The organism is Cytobacillus sp. FSL H8-0458, from assembly GCF_038002165.1.
In the GTDB taxonomy this organism is placed as follows: Bacteria; Bacillota; Bacilli; order Bacillales; family Cytobacillaceae; genus Cytobacillus.
Window position 1 is genome coordinate 1,906,970 of the sequence record NZ_JBBOBR010000001.1, and the last position, 26,168, is coordinate 1,933,137.

28 protein-coding genes are annotated in these 26,168 nt (G+C 41.1%); 16 read left to right on the plus strand and 12 right to left on the minus strand.

Annotation, left to right across the window (positions count from 1 at the left end; genetic code table 11):
* Positions 1-27: 27 nt before the first annotated feature.
* The 3 genes from NYE23_RS09260 (at position 28) to NYE23_RS09270 (ending at position 4,023) form a co-directional block, all read left to right on the plus strand.
* Positions 28-1,368 carry a YjiH family protein gene (locus NYE23_RS09260; protein WP_341077305.1) on the plus strand — a complete coding sequence of 447 codons (1,341 nt, stop codon included), beginning with the start codon at positions 28-30 and terminating at the stop codon, positions 1,366-1,368.
* 101 nt (positions 1,369-1,469) lie between these two features.
* Entirely contained in the window at positions 1,470-2,663 is a 1,194-nt protein-coding gene (locus NYE23_RS09265; protein ID WP_341077307.1) for a DHH family phosphoesterase, read from the plus strand.
* Between the two features lie 187 nt (positions 2,664-2,850).
* Positions 2,851-4,023, plus strand: a complete 1,173-nt coding sequence (locus NYE23_RS09270) for a D-alanyl-D-alanine carboxypeptidase family protein (protein WP_341077309.1) — start codon at positions 2,851-2,853, stop codon at positions 4,021-4,023.
* A 344-nt stretch (positions 4,024-4,367) separates the two neighbouring features.
* On the opposite strand, the gene NYE23_RS09275 is transcribed toward NYE23_RS09270, so the two are convergent.
* Positions 4,368-4,613, minus strand: a complete 246-nt coding sequence (locus NYE23_RS09275) for a YkuS family protein (protein ID WP_035330823.1) — start codon at positions 4,611-4,613, stop codon at positions 4,368-4,370.
* 104 nt (positions 4,614-4,717) lie between these two features.
* On the opposite strand from NYE23_RS09275, the gene NYE23_RS09280 reads away from it, so the two are divergent.
* Positions 4,718-4,855 (plus strand): YuzL family protein, encoded by a 138-nt coding sequence (locus tag NYE23_RS09280; protein ID WP_082139039.1) that lies wholly within the window; start codon positions 4,718-4,720, stop codon positions 4,853-4,855.
* A 41-nt stretch (positions 4,856-4,896) separates the two neighbouring features.
* Here NYE23_RS09280 and NYE23_RS09285 read toward each other — a convergent pair whose 3' ends face one another.
* Positions 4,897-6,516, minus strand: a complete 1,620-nt coding sequence (locus NYE23_RS09285) for an ABC-F family ATP-binding cassette domain-containing protein (protein WP_341077313.1) — start codon at positions 6,514-6,516, stop codon at positions 4,897-4,899.
* Between the two features lie 178 nt (positions 6,517-6,694).
* Between NYE23_RS09285 and NYE23_RS09290 the strand changes: the two genes are divergently transcribed.
* The 4 genes from NYE23_RS09290 to NYE23_RS09305 all read left to right on the plus strand — a co-directional run bounded on the left by NYE23_RS09290 (position 6,695) and on the right by NYE23_RS09305 (position 10,150).
* On the plus strand, positions 6,695-7,147 hold the full coding sequence (locus tag NYE23_RS09290) for a MaoC family dehydratase N-terminal domain-containing protein (RefSeq protein ID WP_341077314.1): 453 nt from the start codon (positions 6,695-6,697) through the stop codon (positions 7,145-7,147).
* The gene (locus NYE23_RS09295; protein ID WP_341077316.1) at positions 7,140-7,523 is read left to right on the plus strand and encodes a MaoC/PaaZ C-terminal domain-containing protein; all 384 of its coding nucleotides are present in this window, start codon (positions 7,140-7,142) and stop codon (positions 7,521-7,523) included. Before NYE23_RS09290 ends, NYE23_RS09295 begins: the two co-directional genes overlap by 8 nt.
* Before the next feature lie 19 nt (positions 7,524-7,542).
* Positions 7,543-9,912 carry a penicillin acylase family protein gene (locus tag NYE23_RS09300; RefSeq protein ID WP_341077318.1) on the plus strand — a complete coding sequence of 790 codons (2,370 nt, stop codon included), beginning with the start codon at positions 7,543-7,545 and terminating at the stop codon, positions 9,910-9,912.
* A 103-nt stretch (positions 9,913-10,015) separates the two neighbouring features.
* On the plus strand, positions 10,016-10,150 hold the full coding sequence (locus tag NYE23_RS09305; protein ID WP_258750305.1) for a hypothetical protein: 135 nt from the start codon (positions 10,016-10,018) through the stop codon (positions 10,148-10,150).
* Positions 10,151-10,191: 41 nt separating this feature from the next.
* Here the strand turns inward: NYE23_RS09305 and NYE23_RS09310 are convergent, their stop codons facing one another.
* The 3 genes from NYE23_RS09310 to NYE23_RS09320 form a co-directional block, all read right to left on the minus strand.
* Positions 10,192-10,791 carry an SCO family protein gene (locus tag NYE23_RS09310; protein ID WP_341077319.1) on the minus strand — a complete coding sequence of 200 codons (600 nt, stop codon included), beginning with the start codon at positions 10,789-10,791 and terminating at the stop codon, positions 10,192-10,194.
* 143 nt (positions 10,792-10,934) lie between these two features.
* Positions 10,935-12,419 (minus strand): aldehyde dehydrogenase family protein, encoded by a 1,485-nt coding sequence (locus NYE23_RS09315; RefSeq protein WP_341077322.1) that lies wholly within the window; start codon positions 12,417-12,419, stop codon positions 10,935-10,937.
* A gap of 209 nt (positions 12,420-12,628) precedes the next feature.
* Positions 12,629-13,846: a NupC/NupG family nucleoside CNT transporter gene (locus tag NYE23_RS09320; protein WP_341077323.1), complete on the minus strand. Its 1,218-nt coding sequence runs from the start codon at positions 13,844-13,846 to the stop codon at positions 12,629-12,631.
* Positions 13,847-14,189: 343 nt separating this feature from the next.
* On the opposite strand from NYE23_RS09320, the gene NYE23_RS09325 reads away from it, so the two are divergent.
* The 3 genes from NYE23_RS09325 to NYE23_RS09335 all read left to right on the plus strand — a co-directional run bounded on the left by NYE23_RS09325 (position 14,190) and on the right by NYE23_RS09335 (position 14,832).
* Positions 14,190-14,291 carry a YjcZ family sporulation protein gene (locus tag NYE23_RS09325; protein WP_341077328.1) on the plus strand — a complete coding sequence of 34 codons (102 nt, stop codon included), beginning with the start codon at positions 14,190-14,192 and terminating at the stop codon, positions 14,289-14,291.
* A 147-nt stretch (positions 14,292-14,438) separates the two neighbouring features.
* Positions 14,439-14,648, plus strand: a complete 210-nt coding sequence (locus tag NYE23_RS09330; RefSeq protein WP_341077330.1) for a YozQ family protein — start codon at positions 14,439-14,441, stop codon at positions 14,646-14,648.
* Positions 14,649-14,670: 22 nt separating this feature from the next.
* Entirely contained in the window at positions 14,671-14,832 is a 162-nt protein-coding gene (locus NYE23_RS09335; RefSeq protein WP_341077333.1) for a hypothetical protein, read from the plus strand.
* Between the two features lie 89 nt (positions 14,833-14,921).
* Here NYE23_RS09335 and NYE23_RS09340 read toward each other — a convergent pair whose 3' ends face one another.
* A complete protein-coding gene (locus NYE23_RS09340; RefSeq protein ID WP_341077335.1) occupies positions 14,922-15,980 on the minus strand; it encodes a sulfite oxidase in 1,059 nt (352 codons plus the stop codon).
* Between the two features lie 145 nt (positions 15,981-16,125).
* On the opposite strand from NYE23_RS09340, the gene NYE23_RS09345 reads away from it, so the two are divergent.
* Positions 16,126-16,866 carry a YqjF family protein gene (locus NYE23_RS09345; RefSeq protein ID WP_341077337.1) on the plus strand — a complete coding sequence of 247 codons (741 nt, stop codon included), beginning with the start codon at positions 16,126-16,128 and terminating at the stop codon, positions 16,864-16,866.
* Between the two features lie 31 nt (positions 16,867-16,897).
* On the opposite strand, the gene NYE23_RS09350 is transcribed toward NYE23_RS09345, so the two are convergent.
* Complete coding sequence (locus NYE23_RS09350; RefSeq protein ID WP_341077340.1) at positions 16,898-17,035, minus strand: hypothetical protein; 138 nt, start codon at positions 17,033-17,035, stop codon at positions 16,898-16,900.
* Positions 17,036-17,124: 89 nt separating this feature from the next.
* Between NYE23_RS09350 and NYE23_RS09355 the strand changes: the two genes are divergently transcribed.
* The gene (locus tag NYE23_RS09355) at positions 17,125-17,307 is read left to right on the plus strand and encodes a cold-inducible protein YdjO-related protein (RefSeq protein ID WP_341080673.1); all 183 of its coding nucleotides are present in this window, start codon (positions 17,125-17,127) and stop codon (positions 17,305-17,307) included.
* Between the two features lie 48 nt (positions 17,308-17,355).
* On the opposite strand, the gene NYE23_RS09360 is transcribed toward NYE23_RS09355, so the two are convergent.
* Both NYE23_RS09360 and NYE23_RS09365 read right to left on the minus strand, forming a co-directional pair.
* A complete protein-coding gene (locus NYE23_RS09360; RefSeq protein WP_341077341.1) occupies positions 17,356-17,598 on the minus strand; it encodes a transcriptional regulator SplA domain-containing protein in 243 nt (80 codons plus the stop codon).
* Between the two features lie 21 nt (positions 17,599-17,619).
* The gene (locus NYE23_RS09365) at positions 17,620-17,808 is read right to left on the minus strand and encodes a hypothetical protein (protein ID WP_341077342.1); all 189 of its coding nucleotides are present in this window, start codon (positions 17,806-17,808) and stop codon (positions 17,620-17,622) included.
* Between the two features lie 133 nt (positions 17,809-17,941).
* Between NYE23_RS09365 and NYE23_RS09370 the strand changes: the two genes are divergently transcribed.
* Complete coding sequence (locus NYE23_RS09370; protein ID WP_341077343.1) at positions 17,942-19,210, plus strand: erythromycin esterase family protein; 1,269 nt, start codon at positions 17,942-17,944, stop codon at positions 19,208-19,210.
* Positions 19,211-19,263: 53 nt separating this feature from the next.
* Here the strand turns inward: NYE23_RS09370 and pepF are convergent, their stop codons facing one another.
* Positions 19,264-21,078 carry an oligoendopeptidase F gene (gene pepF, locus NYE23_RS09375; RefSeq protein ID WP_341077345.1) on the minus strand — a complete coding sequence of 605 codons (1,815 nt, stop codon included), beginning with the start codon at positions 21,076-21,078 and terminating at the stop codon, positions 19,264-19,266.
* A gap of 180 nt (positions 21,079-21,258) precedes the next feature.
* Positions 21,259-21,393, minus strand: a complete 135-nt coding sequence (gene yhfH, locus NYE23_RS09380; RefSeq protein ID WP_009334590.1) for a protein YhfH — start codon at positions 21,391-21,393, stop codon at positions 21,259-21,261.
* Between the two features lie 276 nt (positions 21,394-21,669).
* On the opposite strand from yhfH, the gene NYE23_RS09385 reads away from it, so the two are divergent.
* Positions 21,670-23,823 carry a PAS domain S-box protein gene (locus NYE23_RS09385; protein ID WP_341077346.1) on the plus strand — a complete coding sequence of 718 codons (2,154 nt, stop codon included), beginning with the start codon at positions 21,670-21,672 and terminating at the stop codon, positions 23,821-23,823.
* 285 nt (positions 23,824-24,108) lie between these two features.
* Positions 24,109-25,059 (plus strand): LysM peptidoglycan-binding domain-containing protein, encoded by a 951-nt coding sequence (locus tag NYE23_RS09390; protein WP_341077348.1) that lies wholly within the window; start codon positions 24,109-24,111, stop codon positions 25,057-25,059.
* A gap of 82 nt (positions 25,060-25,141) precedes the next feature.
* On the opposite strand, the gene NYE23_RS09395 is transcribed toward NYE23_RS09390, so the two are convergent.
* A complete protein-coding gene (locus NYE23_RS09395) occupies positions 25,142-26,050 on the minus strand; it encodes a hypothetical protein (protein WP_341077350.1) in 909 nt (302 codons plus the stop codon).
* Between the last annotated feature and the right edge of the window lie 118 nt (positions 26,051-26,168).

The window sequence follows — 26,168 nt, forward strand, 5'->3', positions numbered from 1 at the left end:
GCCCCTAAAAAACGAGGGGGAATGAGAATGGAAAAGGAAACGATATTAAGTCAATCTCACCAGCCTGAACTTAATCCAAACGCAACTTTTAAAAATAAGGTTAAGTTTTTTCTTTTCAGCTCAATTGGCCTATTTATGTTTTTTGTTCCAGTCACTATAGATGGGAAATCCTCCATCATGCTGGACCATTTCGTTACCGCCATTCAGGCTTTTATACCTGCTGCTGTTCCTTACTATGCTTTGCTTGTCATTCTGCTTGGCGCCATTTATCCTTTCTATACAAAAACCTGGAATAAAAACAAAGTAAATATAGTATTCTCCATTTTTAAAGTGATCGGGTTATTTACCGCCGTCATGATTGTTTTCGGTTTCGGCCCCGCATGGCTATTCGACCCGAGCATGGGACCTTTTTTGTTTGACAAACTCGTTGTCTCTGTTGGGCTGCTTGTTCCAATCGGATCTGTATTTCTTGCTCTGCTGGTTGGATATGGATTGCTTGAATTTTTCGGTGTCATCATGCAGCCAATTATGAAGCCAATCTGGAAAACACCGGGAAAATCAGCTATTGATGCAGTTGCTTCTTTTGTTGGAAGCTATTCAATCGGACTGCTCATAACCAACAGGGTATTTAAAGAAGGAAAATACAGCATTAAGGAAGCTGCCATAATTGCTACCGGATTCTCAACGGTCTCCGCCACGTTTATGATTGTTGTGGCCAAAACACTTGGATTGATGGAAATATGGAACACCTATTTTTGGACGACGTTCGCTGTCACTTTCATCGTAACGGCTATTACAGTAAGAATCTGGCCTCTTAAGTCAATGAGCGAAGATTATTACAATGGCCAGGAGCCTCCGGTTGAAACCCTCACAGGGGGCCGTCTGCAGGCAGCCTGGAAAGAAGCGATGGATACAGCCTCCCAATCACCCTCATTATGGAAAAACATAAAAGATAATTTAAAAGACGGCTTTGTCATGACAATGTCCATTTTGCCCTCCATTATGTCAGTAGGTTTATTAGGCCTGATTCTTGCAGAATTCACCCCTGTGTTTGATTGGCTGGGATATATCTTTTATCCTTTTACGGCTCTCGTACAGCTTCCTGAGCCATTATTGGCAGCAAAGGCAAGTGCAGTGGGTATTGCGGAAATGTTCCTTCCAGCCTTGCTGGCAGCGGAGGCTGCACTGGTCACTAAATTTGTAATCGGAGTTGTTTCAGTTTCAGCTATTATTTTCTTTTCAGCACTTGTACCGTGTATTTTATCAACAGAAATCCCTATTACCATTCCGCAGCTGCTTGTCATCTGGGCAGAGAGGACAATTCTGACCATACTGATTTCTGCACCATTGGCCTATTTGCTGCTTTAACTGGAAATCCCCGCTCCCTTCAGCGGGGATTTTTCGCATAGAATATTCCTCTATAACCAAACTAACAGAGGAATGAGTCTAAGAATAGCAGGTGATGGATTTTGTACAGGCTGTATACACATAATGACCTTGACGGCGTCGGGTGCGGCATTGTTGCCAGGATCGCTTTTGGCAAAGATGTTGAGATACGCTATAACTCTGTAATGGGACTTGATTATCAGATTGAGAAATTGCTGGAAAATGAAAAAAACATAAAAGATGATTTTTTAATTATCACGGATTTATCAGTTAACGATGAAAATTTGATCAGGCTTGATGATCTGGCGAAAAGCGGCGGGTATGTCAGATTAATTGACCATCACAAAACAGCTCTTCATTTTAATGATTACAGCTGGGGCAGAGTGAAAGTGCAATATGAAGATGGCAGGCTCACGGCTGCAACCTCTTTGCTATATGAGTATCTCCTGGAACATGAACTGATCCAGCCGTCTCAGGCCCTCGATGAATTTGTCGAGCTTGTCCGGCAGTATGACACCTGGGAATGGGACCAAAATGAAAATATAAAGGCAAAAAATCTGAATGATTTATTTTTCATGATTTCAATTGAAGAATTCGAAGAAAAAATGACGGAAAGAATCATGAACTCTGATACCTTCGAATTTAATGAGTTTGAACAGAAATTGCTGGATATGGAAGAGGAGAAAATTGAGCGTTACGTCAGGCGGAAGAAGCGGGAAATTGTACAAACGTTCATCGGGGAATATTGTACAGGCATTGTTCATGCAGAATCTTATCATTCCGAGCTGGGCAATGAACTTGGTAAAGAGTATCCGCACCTTGACTATATCGCTATCTTGAACCTTGGGGGCAAAAAAATCAGTTTCAGGACAATCCATGACCACGTTGATGTATCTGCCGTGGCCGGAAAGTTTGGAGGGGGAGGACATGCCAAAGCATCAGGCTGTTCGATGGGAAAAGATGCTTATAAACTATTCGTCCAGGACATATTCCCCCTTGACCCCTTGAGACATGATGCATTCAAAAACAAGTACAATAATAAAAATGCCTGGCAGGGTTCACTATACGAAAATAAGAAAGGAGACAAATTTTTTATTTTTGCTGAAGCTGACGGCAAATGGATCCTTGAAATGAATGGAAAGCCAATGCAGGAACCTTATCCCGATTTCCAGGCAGCAGAAAACTATATTAAACGAAAATACCAGGCATGGCTTGTTCATGATGATATTTATGTTGAATTCCTAAAACGTTTTTATATTAAGGCAAAAAATAGCTGAAGAGCAGTCCCTTTGGATTGCTTTTTTTCTTTCGGGCTCTTCCATAATTTCCTTTCATTATCAATCTTCTCAAATTACGGCAAGAAATTTTCAATTATGTAACAATTTATAAATACGATAAGGCTTGCATGGATTGTTTGATACAATCAAAATGGATTGATTATCGGTTTGTATTGGATGTGTATTTATGAAAAAATTGCTTGCTTTTATCCTGATTATTTTCTGTTTTCCAACTGGAAATACAGCTGCTGAAGAAACTGCGGAGCCTGAAATTATCAGTGAAGCCGCAATTGTAACTGATTCAGAATCAGGAGCTGTTCTATATGCAAAAAACGCAGATAAAAAGATGTATCCGGCCAGTTTGACGAAAATAGCAACAGCCATTTATGCCATTGAAAATGGCGACCTGAATGATCTGGCCACAATCAGCAGGAAAGCAGCGGAGGCCGAAGGAACACAAGTGTATTTGGAGGAAGGGGAACAGGTGCCCTTAAAAAAACTCGTTCAGGGAATGCTGATTAACTCAGGAAATGATGCCGCTTGGAGCATAGCTGAGCATCTGGACGGCAATATGCAAGTATTCTCAGAAAATCTTAATCACTATCTGGAAGAGAAGGCAGGATTAACAAATACCCACTTTGTCAATCCTCATGGTCTGTATGATGAAAACCATTATACAACCGCAGCTGACCTTGCGAAATTAACCAATTATGCCCTGAAAAATGAGACATTCAGAGAAATTTACGGGACAAAGGAATTGAAGTGGACAGGAAAGTCCTGGGACACCACTATCTTTACTCATCACAGGATGCTAAAAGGAGAGGTTCCATTCGAGGGAGTGACAGGAGGAAAAACCGGTTTCGTTGATGAAGCCAAACAGACTCTCGCTACCTCTGCCGAATATGATTCAATCAAGTTAACCGCCATTGTGTTAAAGGCGGATTTCAAGAGGGATATCTATAATGATACAAAAAACCTGTTGAATTATGGACACAGCAACTTTGAAACTGCGGCACTCAGCAGCACTGATGTTTTTCCCTCCGAAGGAAAAACCTTTACAACTGGGGGTGCAAATATACCCATCACTTTGCCTAAAGGGAACTACGAAGAAAATATTACAGCAAAAGGGAAGCTGCAGATTAAGAATGAAAACGGAAGGATCATTCAATCTGTAAAGCTAATCGAGGACAAACAGGATGAAGTGGTTTCAAGCCAGCTGAAAACAGCTGAGGAGCCGAAAAAAGAAACAACGGGATACTATGGAAAAGCAGGACTAACCCTTTTGTTATTTGGGATCTTTATACTTGTTTTAAGAGAAAATCTTAAAGCAAAAGCAAGAAGAAGGAGAAGACGGGTTTAGCCCGTCTTTTTTAATTTCAAGCTCCATTGAAAAAGACTAAAGAAATTCTCTTTAGTCTCTTTGGCTCACTCATTATTGCAGTCTAACGGGCAGTAAGACCCCACTTCAAGACTCAGAGGAATCAATGGAAGTTTAGTGGGGGTCAAACTGCCCGTAAAGGCCCGAAGGAAGGACAAAGACTAAGAACGCCACGTCCTCCCAAAAGCTGCCGCTTTCGGTCGTGCGATGTATCGCTGCCGTAGCTTTCCTTGTCCTGTAGCAACATCTTTGTGACCCACTTCCTGTGGGCCTCAACTAACAATCAGTGGGGGATTAAGAAAGCGCCCACTGATTGAAGTTTCACTTTATTGCATTCTTTGCTCCACCTGGCGGCATACCTCATCAGCTGAAAGCCCGCTTGCTTCAATGACAGATGCCTTTGTAGAAACATCCTGCATACCCATTACATTTGAATCAACACCGCTCACTACACAACATGAGCAGTTCTCGGCATCATGCGCGGACTTCAAGTCAACCACATCATATCCTTTTTGGCGAAGCGCTTCAGAAACATTTGTTAAGGATTGTTCAACAGCTACTCTTTTCGTCAATGTTAACACCTCCTCCGTTTGTTAGATTGGCTTTTGTACTCCATTTTTATTCCATGGATAAAAATAGCCTTAACACGAAAAAGTAAGAAAGGAGGTGTTTAACTATGAGCAAACGCAAAAAAGACCCTTCAAAGGCTGGATTAAGCTCCCCAAACGTCGAAGGGCAAGGGACAACCAACATGGAAACAGGCAGCAGAACAGCTTCCTCTGCACGCCATAAAAAGAAAAAACAGGATTTTTAACAAAGATAAAAGCAGGAGGCTGATCCTCCTGCTTTTGCTGTTTACTGATACATTTCAGCTACTTGCTTTTGAATAGCTGAGTCTTCTAAATACTCATCATACGTCATTTGCTTATCGACAATGCCAGCCGGTGTAATTTCAATAATTCGGTTTGCAATGGTTTGAATGAACTGATGGTCATGTGATGCAAAAATCAAAGAGCCTTTAAAATTAATCAGACCATTATTCAATGCCGTAATGGATTCCAAATCAAGGTGGTTTGTCGGCTCATCCAGCAGAAGCACATTTGCACCGCTAAGCATCATTTTAGATAGCATGCAGCGGACTTTTTCTCCACCGGAAAGAACGCTTGCTTTCTTTAGAACCTCTTCTCCAGAGAACAGCATTCTTCCAAGGAAACCTCTCAGGAAGCTTTCACTATCATCTGCAGGTGAGAATTGGCGCAGCCAGTCTACAAGGTTTAAATCAGAGTTCTCGAAGAACTCAGAGTTATCATTAGGGAAATAGGACTGAGAGGTTGTAACACCCCACTTAAATGTTCCTTCATCCGGCTCCATTTCACCAGTTAATATTTTAAACAGGGTAGTTTTCGCTAATTCGTTCGTGCCAACTAACGCAATTTTATCATCTTTGTTCATGATGAAGCTGACATTGTTCAGTACTTTTACACCATCAATTGATTTGCTGATGCCGTCTACCCGAAGCAAATCATTTCCTATTTCACGGTCAGGCGAAAATCCGACATACGGATATTTTCTTGAGGATGGTCTAATGTCATCCAGAGAAATCTTATCAAGAAGCTTTTTACGCGAAGTTGCCTGCTTGGATTTTGATGCGTTTGCACTAAAGCGGGCAATAAAGCTTTGCAGTTCCTTGATTTTTTCTTCTTTTTTCTTATTGGCATCCTGTGCCATTCTTTGTGCAAGCTGGCTTGACTCATACCAGAAGTCATAGTTCCCCACGTAAATCTGGATCTTTCCAAAGTCAAGATCGGCAATATGCGTACATACTTTGTTTAAGAAATGACGGTCATGAGATACGACAATAACAGTATTCTCAAAGTTGATCAGGAATTCCTCAAGCCATTGGATTGCTTTGATATCCAAGTGGTTTGTAGGCTCATCCAGCAATAGAACATCCGGCTTGCCGAAAAGGGCCTGCGCAAGCAAAACTTTCACTTTTTCAGAACCGGAAAGGTCAGCCATTTTTTTGTCATGAAGCTCTTCTCCGATTCCGAGTCCCTTCAGCAAAATAGCTGCTTCAGATTCTGCTTCCCAACCATTTAATTCTGCAAATTCACCTTCGAGTTCAGCAGCCTTCATGCCATCTTCATCAGTGAAATCAGCCTTCATGTAAATAGCATCTTTTTCCTGCATCACTTCATAAAGGCGGGCATGGCCCATGATGACTACTTTTAGTACTTCAAACTCTTCGTACTCAAAATGGTTCTGCTTCAAAACAGCAAGGCGCTCGCCGGGGCCTAAGTGAACACTTCCTGATTGTGCCTCAATCTCACCTGATAAAATTTTTAGAAAAGTTGATTTACCGGCACCATTTGCTCCAATCAAACCATAGCAATTGCCAGGTGTAAATTTAATATTAACATCTTCGAATAGTTTGCGGTCGCCGTATCGAAGACCTACATTACTGACAGTTATCATATTATTTTTATTCCTCCAAATACATAATCCATAAAATTATACCACTTTCAGCGCGTAATCGCGAATCCTTCTTTACATCATGCAGCGACTTCCACAAAAGTTTAGAGAATTAACAGGAAGCAGGAGGAAAAAGTCGAATACATAAAGATTATAAAAGATGAGAGGAAGTGCGATATTAATGGATTCTCTTTTAAAAGAAGATGTGAAGTTAAAACCTTTCCAGTTCACAATTGAAAGGGGAAAAATCAGGGAATTTGCAATGTCAATTGGAGACAGCAATCCTATTTATTACGATGCAGACACTGCCAGAAAAGAGGGGTACCGTGACATCCCAATCCCTCCTACATTTCCTACAGCAATCGAGATGTGGGGAGGCTTGGACTTCGAAACCCTAATCGAGCTATTTGGCCTGGACCCGCTTAAGGTTCTTCACGGCGGCCAGGAATATCGCTATATGGGGGAAATCTGTGCTGGTGATACAGTAACTTGTGCACCAAAATTAATTTCTTCTTTTGAAAAAAGGAATCTGCGGTTTATTACAATAGGTATTCATTACAAAAACAGTGATGGAAAAGATGTTCTCTATTCAGAATCCACCATTATAGAAAGAGGAGGAAGCAAAAATGAATGAGCTGAAAATGATTCAAAAACCCGGGATCACACATACACAGCTGGTTAGGTATGCAGGAGCATCCGGAGATTTTAATCCGATTCATACAGTTGTACCGATCGGTGAAAAAGCCGGGTTGGACGGAGTGATTGCCCACGGGATGCTTATTATGGGAATGGCAGGCGAAGCACTGGCTGAGTGGTTTCCAAGAAAGGACCTGAGAAAGTTCAAAGTGCGCTTCAGCAAAATGACACGTCCCGGCGAGAAGCTGACAATAGAAGGGAAAGTGACAGGAGAGAAATGGGAAGATGACGAAAAAAGGCTCACGGGAGAAGTATCAGTAAAAAATGAAGCTGGTGAGCTAAAGCTTTCCGGGCGGTTCGAAATAAAAATATAAAAAAAGGGAAGGAATGTTTATGGAAGGCAATATTGGGGTCCAGCGCCAGCCAAAATCAAAGTGGAAGAAGTACTCGCTTTGGAGCATCGCTATCATATTCGTGCTATTGGCTGCAGCCTTGTTCATGATGTATGGTTTTTTGTCCCGCTCTATGCCTAAAACAGATTGGGAAATCAGAATAGGCTCCATCTCTAAGGAAGTAATGGTCAATCGCGATGGCAGCGGAGTCCCGCACATACTTGCTGCCAATGAACGGGACCTTTTTATTGCACAGGGCTATGTACAGGCCCAGGATCGTCTTTTTCAGATGGATTTAAGCAGGCGTCAGGCATCGGGAAGATTGAGTGAAGTAATCGGAGAGGCTACGGTTGGAAATGATAAATATTTTAGAACACTTGGTCTGAGAAGGGCTGCAGAAGCATCCTATGAAGCATACTCCCCTGAAGCAAAACAGATTTTAGGCTGGTTTGCGGAAGGAGTAAATCTTTATATTAAAGAGGTTAAAGAAAATGGAAAAATGCCTGTTGAATTTTCCATACTCGGCTATGAACCTGAAGAATGGTCTCCAGTGGATTCGCTCACTATAGGCAAATACATGGCATATGATCTTGGCGGACACTGGGAAAGCCAGGCATTCCGCTATTATCTCCTACAGCATTTTCCGGAAGATAAAGCATATGAACTATTCCCCTCATACCCGGAAGAAGCCCCATACATAATAGGAAAAAACAACTTAAATATTGAGGAAAGCTTTGCATCTGTAATCACGCCTCCTGAATTTAACGGAAGCAATAACTGGGTGGCAGCCGGCACTAAAACGGCATCCGGAAAGCCTATTTTGGCAGATGACCCTCATTTATCACTCAGCACACCTTCCATCTGGTATCAAATGCACCTGGAGTCCCCCGAAATGAATGTCAGCGGTGTCATTTTTGCCGGCACCCCAGGCATCATCCTCGGTCACAATAAAGATATTGCATGGGGAGTAACTAATACAGGACCAGATGTTCAGGATTTGTATATTGAAAAAAGGAATCCCTCCAATATAAATGAGTTTCTATTCAATGAAAAGTGGGAAAAGGCAGAAGTAATAGAAGAACCCATTAAGGTAAAAGGCAAAGAGCCAATTAGCTATAAAGTAACGATTACACGCCACGGACCTGTGATTTCGGAATTTGCTGGAGACAGCGGCAAGGATAACGTTCTTTCTTTGCAATGGACAGCACTTCAGCCTTCAAAAGAGCTGGAAGCCATTCTGAAAATGAATAAATCATCAGACTGGAATCAGTTTGAACAAGCATTGGAGTTATTTCATACACCTGCCCAAAACTTTGTATTTGCTTCTCCGGATGGAACTATAGCTTATAAAGCAAATGGTAAAATCCCCATCAGAAAGAAAGGAGACGGACTGCTACCAGTGCCCGGCTGGTCTGATGAATATGAATGGAAAGGCTACATTCCTTATGACCAGCTGCCTAAAACGATCAATCCCGAAGAAGGCTATATATCAACGGCAAACAATAGGGTGATTGGTGACAGCTACCCTTACCATATCAGTCATGATTGGGCACAGCCGTATAGGCAAATGCGCATTCAGGAATTTCTGAACAGCAAGGATAATCTTACACCTGAAGACATGATGGCACTGCAAATGGATCAAAAAAACCTGCAGGCAAAAGAATTTATCCCAATGTTTCTGCACGAAATGAAAGAGCCATCTTCAGTCCTTGAAAAGGAGGCTTTATCCATCCTGAGTAATTGGGATTATAATGACAGCAAGGATGAAGCAGCCCCTCTCATTTTCAATCTTTGGATGAAAAGCATATCCGATATTCTTTTTGAAGATCAGATCTCACCCCAGATGAGGAAGCTCTTCAAAGGGCAAAAGCAGGCAGTGGATGCATTATTGAGAACTGCAGCAAATGGAAAGGAAGGCATCTGGATTGAAGAAAAGGGGGGATTGCAGGAAATCCTTTCCCAATCATTGAGTACAGCGGTCCAGGAAGCTGAAGATCTTCAAGGAAGCAGCCCGTCTAAGTGGAAATGGGGTAACTATCATCAATTAGCTTTTTCCCATCCGCTTTCAAGTGTAAAACCATTAAACTATTTGTTTAATAGACAGGGACGGATTCCTGTTGGCGGCAGCTCAGTCACTGTTCAGGCGGCAGCCCACAAAGACGATGGCACTGTGAATCATGGAGGCTCCTGGAGATTTGTGATTGATACACAAAACATGAATACTGCCTACCATCTGGTGGGACCAGGGCAATCCGGACATCCTCTAAGCCAGTGGTACCATGATCAGATGAATGACTGGGCAGAAGGGAACTATCATAAAACAGCCCTCACTGAAGAAAAAACCAGACATACACTTTTATTAAAACCTTGAAAAAACGGTCATATATCATAAAATGTTTCTTTTTGTTCATAGTTTTTTCATAAATTTCATGTACAATATTAAACATACAGGCAGGGAAAAAGGAGTTTTTTAGATGGCTAAAAAACAGCTGGTTGATTTAGTAAACCGATTAAAGAAATCCGGTATTAAAGTAAGCTTCTCAAAGCCAAGATCAAAAACTTTAATACTCATTGACCAAAACAAAAATTTATCTTCTTCTGCGAACTAGGTTAAAAAAAATGGCGGATCCTAATATCCGCCATTTTTTTGTTATATTTGCTTCATTATCTTTTTGAAAACTTCATTCCTGTCAAAATCTTCTCCCATAGGAAACTTCTTAATAAATTTATTATTCTCGTCAAGCAAATACACAAAGGTGCTATGAACATAGAAGCCATCACCGGGATCACGGTATTGAAATTGGAAAGTGTTTGCGAGCTCCTGAATTTCTGCCTGATCCTTTTTCAGTGTATCAGGATCAGCAGTAAGAAAAATCCAATTCTTATCATTTTCGATTTCAAAGGTGCTTCTATATCTTTTTAGAACATCAGTGGTGTCCCTATAAGGGTCGATCGTTACTGTAATGAATTGCACTTTATCACCAAATACGCCCTCATTAGCAAGATCACTTTTCAGGAGATTCATCCTTTGGGTAGTCGTTGGACATATATCCGGACAGTGCGTATAAATAAATTCAACAAGCTTAAGTTTTTCATCAGATTCTGCAAAGTCGTATACCTTCTCATCATCGGTTAAAAGTGTAATATGTTCAGGTATCTTCGCTGTCATATCACGTATGATAAAAAAAGAAATGCCGGCAGCTATGCCTAATATTACAATAATAGCGGAAATCATATATACTTTTTTCATTATTTCCCCTCCCAATATAAGGATAAATAATATCCATCAGAAATCCTATGGATAATCTGTGAACTTATTTAATAAAGGGAAACTTTTAAAGGTGATTCAATTTAAAAAAGGAACCCCGCAAGGTTCCTTTTTTGATCTGTCCATTATTTCATTGAGATCCAGACACTCTTAACTTCAGTATAGTTATCCAGAGCGTATGAGCCCATTTCACGGCCGATTCCGGATTGCTTATAGCCGCCAAATGGAGATGCAGCATCAAAAGCGTTGTAGCAGTTTACCCAAACAGTACCAGCGCGGAGTTTATTGGCCACATAGTGTGCATTTGCAACATCACGAGTCCAAACTCCTGCAGCTAAACCATATTCGCTGTTATTGGCACGGTTAATTAATTCGTCAATATCATCATAAGGCATAGCCGAAATAACCGGTCCGAAGATTTCTTCCTTTGCAATTGTCATTTCATCATTAACATCTGCAAAGATAGTAGGGGAGACGAAGTAACCTTGCTCCTGCGGCTTGTCTCCTCCTGCTACAAGCTGAGCACCTTCACTTAGGCCTTTTTCAATGTACCCAAGAACGCGGTTTTGCTGCTCAGCAGAAACAAGCGGGCCAATTTCTGTGTCAGCATGAATTCCGGCACCTTGCTTGATTTTTTTTGCGTGTGAAGCCATGTCAGCTACAACATTATCAAACTGCTTTTTCTGAATGAAAACACGGGAGCCGGCACAGCAAACCTGTCCCTGGTTGAACATAACACCGTTAAGAGCTCCAGGAATTGCCTTTGATAAATCAGCATCCGGCAGGATAATGTTCGGAGACTTGCCGCCAAGCTCAAGCGTAACCCGCTTCAAAGTCTTTGAAGCATTGGACATAATCTGTTTACCTACTTCAGTAGAACCAGTAAAGGCAATTTTATCTACCAGCGGATGGTCAACAAGCGGCTGTCCAGCTGTTTCTCCAAAACCTGGGACAATATTGATAACCCCTGGAGGGAAGCCTGCCTGATCCATTAACTCAGCAAGATATAAAGCGGAAAGAGGTGTTTGCTCCGCTGGTTTAAGAACAACCGTACATCCCGTTGCAAGGGCAGCACCCAGCTTCCACATTGCCATAAGAAGAGGGAAGTTCCAAGGGATGATTTGCCCCACTACACCAACAGCCTCATGGCGGGTATAGTTGAAGAATGGACCGCTGACAGGAATAGTCTGTCCGACAATCTTCGTAGACCAGCCTGCATAGTAGCGCATATGTTCAATTGCCAAAGGAATATCGGCATTTGTTGTTTCACGGATTGGCTTTCCATTATCCAATGTCTCAAGCTGTGCTAATTCTTCACTGTTTTCTTCCATAAGATCAGCAAGCTTGTACATCAGGCGGCTGCGCTTGGAAGCGCTCATTTTAGACCATTTGCCTTCATCAAAAGCCTTTCGGGCTGCTTTTACTGCCAGATCAATATCTTCTGCTCCGGCTTCGAAAACAGTAGCCAGAACTTCTCCTGTTGCCGGGTTATACGTATCAAACGTTTTCTGTGATTTGCTTTCAACAAATTCACCATTGATATATAATTTCTTCTTTCCGCTTAAGAACTTTTCTACCTTTTCTTTTAAACCTGCAGTTAACTGACTCATATAATTCCTCCTTAAAATAGTAGTCTATGTATTTCCATGCTGCAAAACTTTAGAAGAATACTATTGGTAACGCTTACATCAATACTTTAACATTAATAAAAATATAAAATCAACTCTGAATTAAAATAATTTTCAGATAATCTTCGACATTTATCGCCTTTAACATCAAAAAAAATAGCATACCGGTTATCCAGTATGCTATCAGACTATTAAATTAACATTCCTGCAATCGCTGCACTTAGTAGAGAGGCAAGAGCTCCAGCTATTACTGCACGGATGCCAAGCTTGGCAATATCATTCCTGCGGTCAGGAGCCAGGTTGCCGAGGCCGCCCAAAAGGATGGCCATAGAGGAAATGTTCGCAAAGCCGCAAAGCGCGAAGCTTACTACTGCAACAGTCTTAGGAGACAGGCTGCTGATTTCAGGAGCAAAAGCTGAGTAAGCAACGAATTCATTCAACACAAGCTTTTGGCCGATATACCCGCCAGCCTGTACAGCTTCAGCCCAAGGGACTCCAACTGCAAATGCAAGTGGGGCAAATATAAAGCCTAGAATCATTTCAAGTGTTAAGTTTTCAAGACCGAAAAGTCCGCCTGCAAAACCAATGATTCCATTAATTAACGCAACTAAAGCAATGAAAGCAAGAAGCATGGCACCAATATTTAAGGCAAGCATTAAACCATCACTCGCACCACGGGCCGCAGCATCCACGATATTGACAGATTGTGTATCTTTTTCAATGGTAATATCATCAGTTGTTTCAGATTTCTCAGTTTCAGGCATCATCATTTTAGCCATAACAAGGCCAGCAGGAGCTGCCATAAAACTTGCTGCAAGCAGGTATTCCAGTGGAACGCCAAGCAATGAATAACCTATTAGAACAGAACCTGCTACGGAAGCCAAACCGCCTGTCATGACAGCGAATAATTCTGACTTTGTCATTTTGCTGATGAAAGGGCGGACGATAAGAGGTGCCTCTGTCTGTCCGACAAAAATATTGGCAGCGGCAGAAATCGATTCTGCCTTACTTGTTCCAAGCAGCTTAGCAAGGCCTCCGCCAATGACTTTAATAATAATTTGCATGATCCCTGTATAATATAGAACAGAGATTAGGGAAGAGAAGAAAATAACAACTGTCAGGACTTGAAAAGCAAATACGAACCCAACACCTGAACCCTCCTGGAACAGGCCTCCAAAGAGAAAGTTAACTCCTTCATTGGCATAACTCACAATGTCATTTACTGCAAAAGTTAATTTTTCCAGTGCCTTTTTCCCAAGATCCCATTTAAGTACGGCAAAGGCAAAGGCAAACTGAATGGCAAGACCGCCAAGAATTGTACGTAAATTGATCGCTTTGCGATTTGATGAAAGAAGGAAAGCTATCCCCAATACGGTCACAATCCCCAATATACCCCAGATAAAACTCATGTTGGACACCTCATTTGTTGAATTTAGATTAATGAAAACGTTTTTACGAAACGTCAAAAATATAGACCTCTGATTAAAGAGGTTTGTGAATAGACGTCAGACATCTAACTTAATTACATGTCCATTTTAACATGAATCCGTTTGCAGTAAAGAGTTTTTTTCTTTCCAAATGAAATTGGATGAATAATCTCCTATTTTTGTTCACATTTTCGGCGATTTTACTTTCTTCCTATATTATTAAATGTTGGGACATTTCGATTTAATTTTAATCCTCTGTTACATCTGCCCATTCGGGACAAACATCATGTTCATACACTGTCACTAGACGTCAGGAGGTGTTAGAATGGGTGCAGGCGCAGGATATGGCGGCGGTTTTGCTTTAATCGTTGTCCTGTTTATACTTCTAATCATTGTTGGTGCTGCTTACGTTGGCTGGGGATATTAAAGGATAAATGAACATGTAAACTGCTTAAAATCTGCCTTGATCAGGGCAGATTTTTTGTTTACACGCATAGAGTTTGATTTGAATCGTATGATAATCGGTTTAATGTCCAAAATAAGGATAGTTCTTATTTCGAAGGAGGGATTCTTCATGAATAAAAAAGACAATAATGATGTCACGAATATTGCTGGCAGATTTTATGAAACTGAGGATTATAAAAGAAATGATCAGCTTTCATCAGGACTCGCAACAACTCATGAGCAGGTAAGTGACACCTATATGGAAGGGCAGGCGGATGCCGTTATTGAGGATGTAGTTGGCGTGGATATTTCCATTCCCCGTAAAGGGTATGATGAATAACGGATAGAAAGGAGGCATTTCAATGGCGCCGAGAGATGCTCAAGACGATCTGAGCCAGTACAAAATGCCGGAAGTTCTTCGAAAAAAGAGGACTTCTTCCTATCGGGTGGGCTATCAGGCTACTACAGGCAATCAGACACCTGGTGAAGCCGAAGCAGGCAAAAGGACAGATGAAGAAAATTAATTTGCACTGCTAATTGAATTAGAAAGAGAGGATGTTATATAAAACATCTTCTCTTTTTGCATATTTGGGATTTTGCATAGAAAAACGGATTATTCCACTTGAATTTTTATCTTTTGCACAGCATTATATCCATATCCTTTTCTGTTCCAATAAGGCTTTATTGGCTGAATGTTGCCCTCTGAATCAGCGGCCCGCACAAGAATGGTATATTCACCCTTGTTTGCCTCCCAATTAAAATGCCACTTTACCCAGGAGTATTTATCGTTTCCTCTGTATTTAAGCGACGCTTTGCTCCAGGTATCCCCATGATCAAAGCTTATTGCGACTTCATTAATTGTACCAGTTCCAGTCCAGGCAATACCTTTTATAACATGTAACCCCTCATTAACAATGGCATGATCCAATGGGTGCTGGATTGTGCTGTTAACATTTATGGCGGTAACAGGCTTTTTATCTAAATCGCTATCTTCATTAGGATAGTAAACGTAATCTTTTGTTTGAAAAGGGCCATTAAATTCATGCTGAATAATAAATATATTTCTAAGCCACTTAACGGAGGCCATTGCATACCATTGAGGGACAATTAGCCGAAAAGGATAACCATGCTTATAAGGTAGGGGCTTGCCGTTATATTCATATGCTACAATCGTATCTTCATGGAGTGCCTTTTCAATTGGCAGGCTTCTCGCATAGTAAAAGGATTCTTTGAAATCTTTTCGCTCACCGAAATCCATTCCCACAAACACAGCTTCTTTACTTCCATCCAAAAGACCTGCTTTATCCAGCAGCTCTTTCAAAGGCGCTCCTTTCCATTTCCCCTGACTGACTGCTCCCTCTTCCCATTGCTCACCAAAAACCTTTGGCTTAAACTTTGCTCTGTTATTGCCGGCGCATTCCAGAGGGACCAGAATTTCTTTGAATGGAAAGCGGATAAGTTCATTAAAAGATATTTCCATCGGTTTATAAACGTTCCCGGCAATCGACAATACTAAATTCTGGGAATGAATTTGCGGGTATGCAAAATGGTTCCTTAGATAGAAATAATCCTGCGGTGTTTTCCAGTTCTCCAGAAAATGAATGGGGGACTCCTGATTTTCCGGGGTCAGACTGAGTGTTTTCAAATAAGGTACTGATAGACGCCTATTCATGGACCATCACCTCTATTAATGAATACAAGGCAATGCAAAAGCTTAGAACTATGACTATCTGAACTGCATTTATTCGTGCTAAGTTTAATGCCGGCATTTTGAAGGAATAATCTTTAATAAAAAAATGCTGAAGGGCGGTAAAAGCATGAAGGAAGACTTACAGGTAACAGGCCACAGACCTTTTCCGCTGCCTGATAAACCCTGGGTGATGGAGCAAATATGGAATGATGTTCTGTTTGCACATTGGCCGGTACCGGCAGAAAAAATGGAAAAGTATATTCCTTCTCAGTTAACACTAGATACATTTAACGGCGAAGCCTGGATTGGAATTATACCTTTCTGGATCAGCAGAATGAGAGTCCGCGGCTTGCCGCCATTGCCGATGATGAAAACAATGAATGAACTGAATGTAAGAACTTATGTAGAGTATGGAGGAAAGAAAGGTGTGTATTTTTTCAGCCTGGATGCCAATAATTTTTTAGCGGTCACAGGAGCCAGAATGCTATATTTCCTTCCCTATATGAATGCCGAAATGAAAGTTGATAGGACAGAAGGACTCATTAATTATGAAAGCAGGCGAAAAAAAGCAAATAAAGGGAGCGGACAATTCAAAGCCCTATATAAGAAAGGTTCCAGCCCATTTAATTCACATGCAGGGTCACTTGATGAATGGCTGACTGAGAGATATTGCCTATGGGTAACAAAAGGTGACATGGTTTTCCGCGGGGATATCCATCATACAAAATGGCAGCTGCATAAAGCTTCCTGTTCGATACACGAAAATACCATGGCATCATTTTTGCCCGGCAAGTACTTGATGGGCGAACCAATTTTACACTACTCCCCTCAAAAGCATGCCTATTTTTGGCCTTTAACAAGGGAGTAAAACTTTGAAAGATGTTACCCATTTAATTATTTCATTTCTTTAAGTAATTTTCTGCCAGTATTCTTTTTACTTCGTTATAGGATAATCCGGACTGGCTATTCAGCCTTTTTACGTCATCAATATCAGTTCCTGCGATCGTAAGGTTTTTTTTCTTCTGTTGGCGGACCATTAAATAACCTCCTCTTCAAATTTGTTTTTAACATTTTCAATAATTTTCCCGTATCTTGTCCATACTAAGAAAAAAAGGGGGCGTTTCCAATTTTTTTCAATAAAAAAGGCCAAGATGATAAGCCAGAGGTTGTAATGCTCGACACAGAGGTGTATTCCTGTATTAGCTGCAATGGCTGGATGAGAAAAGATTTTGCCTCTTCAGATTTAAAATGTCCATTATGCGGTGATGAAACAACAGCCGAAATGAGGGAATTACCGCAAATTTTATAATCAGCAAATAAAGAAAGACTGATTCTTTACAGTCTTTCTTTATTTGTGTCAGTACTCTCCATATAATTCCTGAAAAGCCTCTTCTGCATCCTTTTCAGAAGAGAACAAGGCATCGTCTTCTTCTATTAAATGGAATGACTCATTAAGAAAGAGGGCTACTGCATTAGGGTCTTTAGGATGCGGAACAATTTCAGCAGGCCTTACGTTTGCTACACTAGGAGTGTGAGGATTATGGTAAATGACATATACCTCATCTCCTGTTTTTACTGTTTTAGGATCTATTGTTTCCATGTTATTCCCACCCCCAATTCATTAAAGATTTTCATTTTGCTGGCCGATTTCTTTTGCGCCCAGAAGAGCATTTGCTGTTTCAAGCTGTTCATGTCTATCAACAGAATCCCCGACCGCATTTTTCAGATTTGGAAATTTGCCGTCATTTTCAATGGTAACCATCTTTTCTTTCGGTGCAGATGTCAGGTATTTTTCATCCATTTCTTTCATGATTCACTAACCCCTTTGTTATATATTCGAGCAGCTTTCTTTAAAGTTTTCTCTCCGCAGTGATCTAATATTCAGCCATATAATCCTAATTCAAATGGGCAAGTTAGCTATAAGGCTAAATTGAGGTGATAAAATGAATGCAACTAAAAGGCTGATTTCAGCTATTCAATCGGAAGCAGGCTCTCTCAGCGATCCATCTTGGTTTGACCGCATTATTGAAGCTGCCGGGAAAGCGAAATTTGTTTTATTGGGAGAAGCTTCACATGGAACATCAGAATTTTATTCAATAAGAGCGGAAATATCCAAAGAGCTGATTGAACAGAAAGGGTTCAATTGTATCGCTGTGGAAGGGGACTGGCCTTCCTGCTTTACAGTTAACAGGTATGTTAAAGGGTATGCGCCTATGAACCCCTTCGAAGCACTGAAAGATTTTAACCGGTGGCCAACATGGATGTGGGCGAATGAGGAAGTAAAACAGCTGATTACCTGGATTCATGATTATAATCAGCACATTGAAGAGCAAAGCCAAATGGCGGGTTTCTATGGCATCGACATATATAGCTTATGGGAGTCTATGGATGAGATAATAAAACTTCTGGAGTCAAAGGGAGCAGCTGAGCTGGAAGCTGCTAAAAAAGCATTCTCTTGCTTTGAGCCATTTCACCGGAAGCCGGAGAATTATGGAGTGGCTGCTGAATTTTATGGAGACGCCTGCGAAAAGGAGGTTGCCGAACTCTTGCTGAAAATAAAAAACAAGTGGGAGCAAACCAGTAACTTTGAAGAGGAATCACTGAACCTTTTGATAAACAGCCTTGTTGCCCTGAATGCAGAAAACTATTATCGGGCGATGGTAAAAGGCGGTCCTGATGATTGGAATATAAGGGACCATCACATGGTAAGTGCACTGGAGCAAGTATCGGAATTTTACGGAAAAGTTGCAAAGGTTATCGTTTGGGAACACAACACACATATTGGAGATGCAAGAGCAACCGATATGAAAGAAGAGGGGCTTATAAATGTTGGGCAAATCCTCCGCGAAAAATATGGAGAAGATCAGGTTTTCGCAATAGGCTTTGGCACTTACTCAGGTACCGTTATAGCCGCCGAACAATGGGGCAGTGAAATGCAGGTTATGGAGGTGCCGCCTGCACAGGCAGGAAGCTGGGAGGAAGCCCTTCAAAAGGCTGGCCCCGGAGATAAGGTATTGCTATTCACCGATAAAAACAGAGATCTATTCACAGATACTATCGGACACAGGGCCATTGGAGTTGTATATAATCCTGAATATGAACAGTATGGTAATTATGTTCCCACTAAAATTTCTCTAAGGTATGACAGCTTTGTTTTTATAGAGAAAACGAATAGCTTAAAGCCGCTTAATATGCCTGTAAGAACACTTTAAAACAACCATAGGCCAAACAAGAATCCCCCTCCTTAAATCGGAGGGGGTTCTTGTTAAACATAGCTGTTTTCCAATTCGTCCACCAATGTTCCAACATAGCTTACTGCTTTGCGGATAGCGTCTGGCTTGGACATGTCAATGCCGGCACTCTTAAGCAATTCCAGCGGTTTTTTCGTTCCTCCGGCTTTTAGGACATCAAGCCAGCGATCGACAGCAGGCTGGCCTTCTTCCTGAATGCTTTGTGCCATAGCAGTGGAAGCAGTCAAGCCGGCTGAATAGGTATATGGGTAAAGTCCCATATAATAGTGAGGCTGTCTCATCCACGTTAAGGCTGCCTTTTCATCCAGTTCAACGGAATCACCCCAGAATTCAGCAAGTGTTTCACCTTTTTGATCTGAAAGTGTTTTTGCCGTTAACGGAACCCCTCGCTCAGCAAGTGTGTATACTCTTCGCTGGTATTCTCCTTCGAGAAGATGTGTAACAAAGTTGTGATAGTAGGTTCCAAGCAGCTGAAGAATTACCCAGCGCTTCATTCTCTTATCTTCAGTACCAGCCATTAAATGCTGGCCAAGCAGCAATTCGTTAAGTGTTGAGGGTGCTTCTACGAAATAGGTTGAAGGGCGGGTATTCATTATACGCTGATATTTATTGGCCAAATAGAAATGACCTGCATGCCCAAGCTCATGAGCGAGAACAAAAGCACCCCGCATGGTGTCTGTCCATGTAATCAGGATGAATGGATGGGACCCGTAAGGACTAGCACAAAATGCGCCTGTGGATTTACCGACGTTATCAGCTAAATCCACCCAGCGTTCAGTCAGTCCTTTCTGCACAATTTCCGTATATTCCGGGCCCATTACCTCAAGAGCCTCCAAAATGACTTCGGATGCTTTTTCAAATGTTGTTTCCGGATTGAACTCCGGATCAAGAGGGGCCTTCAGGTCACAAAAAAGCATTTTATCCAATCCCAGGACTTTTTTCTTCAACTGAGCATATCTGCGCATATGGGGAGCAAGTTCTTTTTGGATAATGTCCAGCTGATTGTTGTACATTTCCTCTGTTACATGCTGGGAATCAAGAAGCATTTGTGTGACTGAGCTGTATTTTCTCAGCTTCGAAAACGCAACCTGCTTTTTCACCTCGGCAGAATAAGCAGAAGCAAATGTATTTTTGTAGTTTTCCAATGAATCTGTAAACGAGGCATAGGCATTCCGTCTGATGGTGGTATCCGGCGAAAACTCATAGCGATCCTCATAAAGAGCAAAAGAGTTTGGCAATTCGATTCCTTTACTGTCATTGAACGAGGCAAATGGCATGTCAGCAAGTTTTCCAGCCTGGTAGATATTATAGGGAGCACCAAATACTTCTCCCAATGCAGCAAGCGCTTCCTCCGTATCCGGAGAAAGTCTGTGTCTCTTAGTTTCCAGCAGTTCTGTCAGCCCGTTTCTGAACGGTTCGAGGCCGCTTTCTTCGTTTATGTATTTTTCAATTAAACCATCAGGCAGCGACAATAACTCAGAATCAATAAACGATAGAGCGGATGCTGCTTTTGCCCTTAAAGAGGCCATTAGTGATGAGTTTGCCTGATTGTCCGAATCTGTGCCATCTTCAGACTGGCGCAAGCTTGCATATGTGCCGGCCTGGACAAGACGGATAGAAAGCTTTTCCTGAGCCGAAAGGCAGCCAAGTAACACCTGGGGACCTTCATGGAGTTTTCCTTTGAATTGCTCAAAAACGGCAAGATCCTCTTCAATATTTCTCATCTCTTGCTGCCAATCTTCCTTCAACGCAAATAAATCCTCCACTTTCCATGTACGCTCTTTAGGTACCTCATAACGCTTTAATCGGGTTATTGCTGTTTGAACCATGTCATGATCCCTCCTATTTCGATTCTCTAAATAAAGAGATTATGGAAACAATTATACAGGAAGAACCATTGAATTTATAGACTTTTCAAACATTTCGAATCCAATTGTTATGTAACAGCAGAAATACGCTCTAGTAGAAAATAAAATGCGGAAGGACCAGGAAGCCTTCCGCTGATTATGCTATTCCATTTTCTTTGACAGACAGCGATCACATTCCATTAAGTATGATTCAGCCTGTTCCTTTACTGTTTGGCCACACTCAGGACATACCTTTTTGGGAAGCGTTCTAAAGAATTCAACCGGACTTTTAATCATCACTATTTCCTCCTTTTTATAATACAGTTTATTTTGTTCCCTTCTGTTGTAGTACAGTATATACTAATTATAATTTATTGTGAAGTGTTTTGATGAAATTTTTAAAAAATTTAATTTATAATTTTATCAGGCATATAAGAGGGTTAAAATCAGCTGATTAAGCTTGTCAGTTTTAATGTGCTTCAGACTTTATTTCGCCCAGCCTCTTCCAAGGCAGTAATGATTCCATTACAATCATATTGAATAAAGTAAAAATGAGGGGGCTTAAAGCCTGCGATGACAGAGATAATTGTATCTTTTAATCCGATATTAATATTTGCGGCCGTTATACTGACCATTATGGCTTCCTATACAGCATTAGATCTATTTACCTTAATAAAATCATCTGAAAGAAATAAGAGGTTCTTGTTCTTAAGCGGAACTTTTTCACTTGGAATCGGCATATGGATCATGAATTTCATTGGCATGGTCGCGATCAACATAAATGCTTCCGGAAGCTACAATATTCCGCTTACTTTATTGTCCATGATTTTTGGCATCTCCTTTACCGGAATGGCATTTAATGCAGTAATCGGACGACAGCTGAAGACAGGCAATCTTCTTGCGGGCAGCTTCTTTTTAACGATGGCAGTCCTGTCCATCCATGTAACAGGAATGTTTGCCATCGGGATGAATGTCCAATTTGGCTCCATTGTCTTTCTCATTTCCACCCTGATTATTTTTGCTTCTTTTTTATTTTCACTTTGGATGCTCTTTTATTCAAAAAGTCTTTCAAGACATATATGGATAAAGCCTTTAAGCGCACTCATTATTTCCGGAGCCGTTGTAGAGGGGTATTTTCTGCTTATCCGATCGTCCTCATTCTATTCAAATGGGGAGATTAGCAGGGGGGGAGACTCGCCCGGGACTTTTCTGATTTTCCTGGTCTTATTTGCAGCGTTTCTAATCCTTAGCGGCCTCATTGCTTCAAGTACCCTAATGAGCAAGCGGCTGGAAGCAAGCGACACTCACTTACACGATATTCAGGCTGCACTTGATGAATCATCTATTGTTGCTATTACTGATCCAAAGGGGATTATCACATATGTGAATGACAAGTTTGTTGAGATATCCAAATATGAAGAATTTGAACTGCTGGGCAAGGATCATAATATTTTAAATTCAGGATATCATCCGCCGGAGTTTTTCCACCAATTATGGAAAAAGATTGGGTCAGGGGAAATATGGAAGGGTGAAATCCGCAATAAAGCAAAGGACGGAAGCTTCTATTGGGTCGAGACAACAATTGTACCCTTCCTCAACAAAAAGAATAAACCGTATCAGTATGTTTCCATCCGGACAGATATTTCTGCCTTGAAAACTGCTGAAGCCAATCTCAAAAATTCCTTGAAAGAGGTTAACGATTATAAATTTGCTCTTGATCAGTCTTCTATTATTGCGTTCACTGATGAAAAAGGGATTATAACCAATGTAAATGAGAGGTTTTGTGAAATTTCCCAGTACAGCAGGGAAGAGCTGATAGGACAAAATCATTCGTTATTAAATTCAAATCTGCATTCAAAAGATTTTTTTAAGAACTTATGGAAAACCATTGGTTCTGGGGAAGTATGGAAAGGAGAAATACGAAATAAAGCAAAGGATGGGTCTTATTACTGGGTTCATACAACAATTGTGCCGTTCATGAATGCGAACGGAAAACCTTATCAATATTTAGCCATAAGAAACGATATTACCGAGAGGAAAAAAACTGAAGAAGTGCTGCATCGTCAGGATAAACTTGCAGCAGTCGGCCAGCTTGCTGCTGGGGTTGCCCATGAAATCCGCAATCCGCTGACAACAATGAAAGGATATACAGAGTTCCTGCAGCTGGATGAAACGAATGAAGAGAGACAGGAATACTTGAGCATCATTTTAGATGAAATTGACCGGGTAAATAATATAGTAGAAGATTTTATGGTTCTCGCTAAGCCGAAAGCCGCTGAACTGGAAGAAAGAGATATCATACCTATCATAAAGAATGTTATATCGTTTTTGGAATTCGAAGCCCGGAAAAGGGACGTGAAAATTCGTTTTGAATATGAACGGGATATCATCCAGATTGAATGTGACGAAAACCGCCTTAAACAGGTATTCCTTAATTTTATCAAAAATGGAATTGAAGCGATGCCCGATGGAGGAGATATTACAGTCAGAGCAGCTATAATAAATAACCAGGTCCAGATAGCGATACAGGATACAGGTGTCGGAATACCTCAGGAAAAACTGAAAAATATCGGAGAACCATTTTTTACAACCAAGAAAAATGGGAATGGGTTAGGCTTGATGGTCAGCTTTAAAATTATTGAAAGCCATAATGGAAAAGTATTTATCGAGAGTGAATTAAATAAAGGTACGACATTCAATATTGTTTTGCCTGCGAAATCTGCCTAGTCAATCCTAAACGGATTGGCTTTTTCATTAGAAATAAATTCCTGACCTGTTTAAAAATAGCAGCTACCAATAAATGGATAAATTATAATAACATTGGATAGAATCCCATGATAACAGGAAAAGCACCACTTTCGGTTTAAAACGGCCTCTGACTTTGAAATATGTTTGTTATGAGGCTGTTATATCCGTAACGGGATTATTATCTGTTTGTTCTTTTTTAGTAAAGATTCCATGTTATTATTATCCCCGTTAGCTAAAAACGAGCTATACGGGAGGTTTTAACATATGAAAAAATCAATTTTAACTTTTGTAGCAGCTGCCGCCATTACCGGAACAGCAGGTGCGAATGTACAAGCAGAAGAAGTGACAGTAAAAAAAGGCGATACATTGTGGGATTTTTCCCAGTCATATAATACACCGGTTGACATGATTAAAGAATGGAACGGGCTGTCATCTCATCTCATCCATCCGGATGATGTACTTAATGTATACCCGGAAAAGAAATACATAGTATCAAAAGGCGATACTTTATGGGATATAGCAAGAGAGCATAATGTCACAGCTGAGGCAATCAAAGAATGGAACAGTTTGAGCTCTGAATTAATTCGTCCGGACGATGAATTAATTCTTTATCCGGATGCCAAAGCTGTTAATGCTGCAGCTGCTCCAGTTCAGGCTGCTCCGGCAAAGTCCGAACAACCTGCAGAAACAGCAGCAGCTTCAGAGCAAAAGTCTGAACAGCCTGCAGTAAAACAAACACAGCAAGCTGAAGAATCACAGCCGGCTCCAGAAGCAAAGCCAGAGGCAGAGTCAAATCCGGAACCAGCACAGCCTGCTGCGGAATCAAAGCCTGCAGCTGAGCCTGCCAAGCCTGCAGCGGAATCCAAACCATCTGCCGAGCCTGCTGCAGAAAAACCGGCTGAAACTGCAAATGATGAAGCATCTCAAAAAGTGCTGAATATGGAAGCAACAGCCTACACGGCTAATTGTGAAGGCTGCTCAGGAATTACTGCAACAGGAATCAATTTAAAAGAAAATCCCGATCAAAAAGTAATCTCAGTAGATCCGAATGTGATACCGCTGGGAACTAAAGTCCATGTTGAAGGGTATGGAGATGCTGTCGCAGGAGACACTGGCGGAGCCATTAAAGGCAACAAGATTGATATCTTTATGCCATCTCAGGAAGATGCCATCAATTTTGGCAGAAAAACAGTTAAAGTTACGATACTGGATTAATACTAGAAAAGCTACAGGCTTATTGACGCCTGTAGCTAGACAGTCGAGAAAAGAAGGCACTATTCCAGGTGCCTTCTTTCTTTTACTCTTTATTCCTACCATCCCTTGCTTTTTCCTCCTGACTGACAAAAAAACTGTGAACTGGTTTTGCCAGCTGTTTTATGCTTTTTTCAAAGCGTTCAGTAAGGTGGGAGGCACGCTCGTAAACAATAGACTTTAAATGATCTAGTTGCCTGCTGATTTTTTCGGTGATTGCCTCCTGTCGGTGTAAGCGTTCCAATATCGACTTGCTGGCCTGTTCCTGTTCACGAAGCTTTTTGTTTAATTCTTCTTTCATTTGCTCCTGCGTCTTAAACTTTTTCTCAGCTTCTTCCGAAAATGATGCGAACTGCTGGTCTAACCGCTCCATTACTGTATTGTGGAATACTTCCTGTACATCAAGCTTTTTGCTTAATTCTGCTTTCATTTCTTCCTGTGCTTTAAAATTTGATGCGGCCTCTTCAGAAAATGCCTCGAATTTATCAAATTTACGGGAAAGTGCCTGTGTTGCCGCTTCCTGACAGGAAACTTGTTCAAGTATCTTCTGGTTTACCGGTTCTTCATTTTTAATATTTTCCAGAATATCCCTATTTATTCCCTCCAAGGCAGCCAGCCTTTTATCCAATAAATCATTCTCCTTTTCGCGCTCATGCATCATATCCAGAAAACCCGTCAAAAAAGCATCCTGCTTTTCAATCTTAGCTGTCAAATGCCCAATATGATTACTTTGTTGGCCGGCAGCACTTTTTACAAGCTTCCTCATATCAATGAACGAATCCTCAAGCTGAGCCTTCATCTCTTCATAAGTTTCTGACAAGCGGGTATTAACTGTCTGCTGCTCTTTTATTACTTCCTGGAGGTAGTTGAGACGGTAAGTACCCTGATTGGAAACAGTGTCTGATTGGCTTAAATAAAGCTTAGGATTAACATCCTCATTTGATTTTTGTGCCATAGGAACACTCCTCAGTTTTCACCTTTTTTATAGCCTATGCATGATCTTTTTGTGAGGAATGGGCACTGTCCTATAAAGTGAAACTTCAATCAGTGGGGAGCTCTTTATCCCCCACTGA

Excerpts from the sequence above, each read along its gene's own strand:
- NYE23_RS09300 (WP_341077318.1), top strand. The coding sequence starts at position 7,543 with ATGGAAGGCAATATTGGGGTCCAGCGCCAGCCAAAATCAAAGTGGAAG.
- NYE23_RS09330 (WP_341077330.1), top strand. The coding sequence starts at position 14,439 with ATGAATAAAAAAGACAATAATGATGTCACGAATATTGCTGGCAGATTT.
- NYE23_RS09305 (WP_258750305.1), top strand. The coding sequence starts at position 10,016 with ATGGCTAAAAAACAGCTGGTTGATTTAGTAAACCGATTAAAGAAATCC.
- NYE23_RS09320 (WP_341077323.1), bottom strand. The coding sequence starts at position 13,846 with ATGAGTTTTATCTGGGGTATATTGGGGATTGTGACCGTATTGGGGATA.
- NYE23_RS09295 (WP_341077316.1), top strand. The coding sequence starts at position 7,140 with ATGAATGAGCTGAAAATGATTCAAAAACCCGGGATCACACATACACAG.
- NYE23_RS09310 (WP_341077319.1), bottom strand. The coding sequence starts at position 10,791 with ATGAAAAAAGTATATATGATTTCCGCTATTATTGTAATATTAGGCATA.
- NYE23_RS09360 (WP_341077341.1), bottom strand. The coding sequence starts at position 17,598 with ATGGAAACAATAGATCCTAAAACAGTAAAAACAGGAGATGAGGTATAT.
- NYE23_RS09345 (WP_341077337.1), top strand. The coding sequence starts at position 16,126 with ATGAAGGAAGACTTACAGGTAACAGGCCACAGACCTTTTCCGCTGCCT.
- NYE23_RS09260 (WP_341077305.1), top strand. The coding sequence starts at position 28 with ATGGAAAAGGAAACGATATTAAGTCAATCTCACCAGCCTGAACTTAAT.
- NYE23_RS09270 (WP_341077309.1), top strand. The coding sequence starts at position 2,851 with ATGAAAAAATTGCTTGCTTTTATCCTGATTATTTTCTGTTTTCCAACT.
- NYE23_RS09335 (WP_341077333.1), top strand. The coding sequence starts at position 14,671 with ATGGCGCCGAGAGATGCTCAAGACGATCTGAGCCAGTACAAAATGCCG.
- NYE23_RS09340 (WP_341077335.1), bottom strand. The coding sequence starts at position 15,980 with ATGAATAGGCGTCTATCAGTACCTTATTTGAAAACACTCAGTCTGACC.
- NYE23_RS09370 (WP_341077343.1), top strand. The coding sequence starts at position 17,942 with ATGAATGCAACTAAAAGGCTGATTTCAGCTATTCAATCGGAAGCAGGC.
- NYE23_RS09395 (WP_341077350.1), bottom strand. The coding sequence starts at position 26,050 with ATGGCACAAAAATCAAATGAGGATGTTAATCCTAAGCTTTATTTAAGC.
- NYE23_RS09280 (WP_082139039.1), top strand. The coding sequence starts at position 4,718 with ATGAGCAAACGCAAAAAAGACCCTTCAAAGGCTGGATTAAGCTCCCCA.
- NYE23_RS09350 (WP_341077340.1), bottom strand. The coding sequence starts at position 17,035 with ATGGTCCGCCAACAGAAGAAAAAAAACCTTACGATCGCAGGAACTGAT.
- pepF (WP_341077345.1), bottom strand. The coding sequence starts at position 21,078 with ATGGTTCAAACAGCAATAACCCGATTAAAGCGTTATGAGGTACCTAAA.
- NYE23_RS09290 (WP_341077314.1), top strand. The coding sequence starts at position 6,695 with ATGGATTCTCTTTTAAAAGAAGATGTGAAGTTAAAACCTTTCCAGTTC.
- NYE23_RS09365 (WP_341077342.1), bottom strand. The coding sequence starts at position 17,808 with ATGAAAGAAATGGATGAAAAATACCTGACATCTGCACCGAAAGAAAAG.
- yhfH (WP_009334590.1), bottom strand. The coding sequence starts at position 21,393 with ATGATTAAAAGTCCGGTTGAATTCTTTAGAACGCTTCCCAAAAAGGTA.
- NYE23_RS09325 (WP_341077328.1), top strand. The coding sequence starts at position 14,190 with ATGGGTGCAGGCGCAGGATATGGCGGCGGTTTTGCTTTAATCGTTGTC.
- NYE23_RS09385 (WP_341077346.1), top strand. The coding sequence starts at position 21,670 with ATGACAGAGATAATTGTATCTTTTAATCCGATATTAATATTTGCGGCC.
- NYE23_RS09315 (WP_341077322.1), bottom strand. The coding sequence starts at position 12,419 with ATGAGTCAGTTAACTGCAGGTTTAAAAGAAAAGGTAGAAAAGTTCTTA.
- NYE23_RS09390 (WP_341077348.1), top strand. The coding sequence starts at position 24,109 with ATGAAAAAATCAATTTTAACTTTTGTAGCAGCTGCCGCCATTACCGGA.
- NYE23_RS09285 (WP_341077313.1), bottom strand. The coding sequence starts at position 6,516 with ATGATAACTGTCAGTAATGTAGGTCTTCGATACGGCGACCGCAAACTA.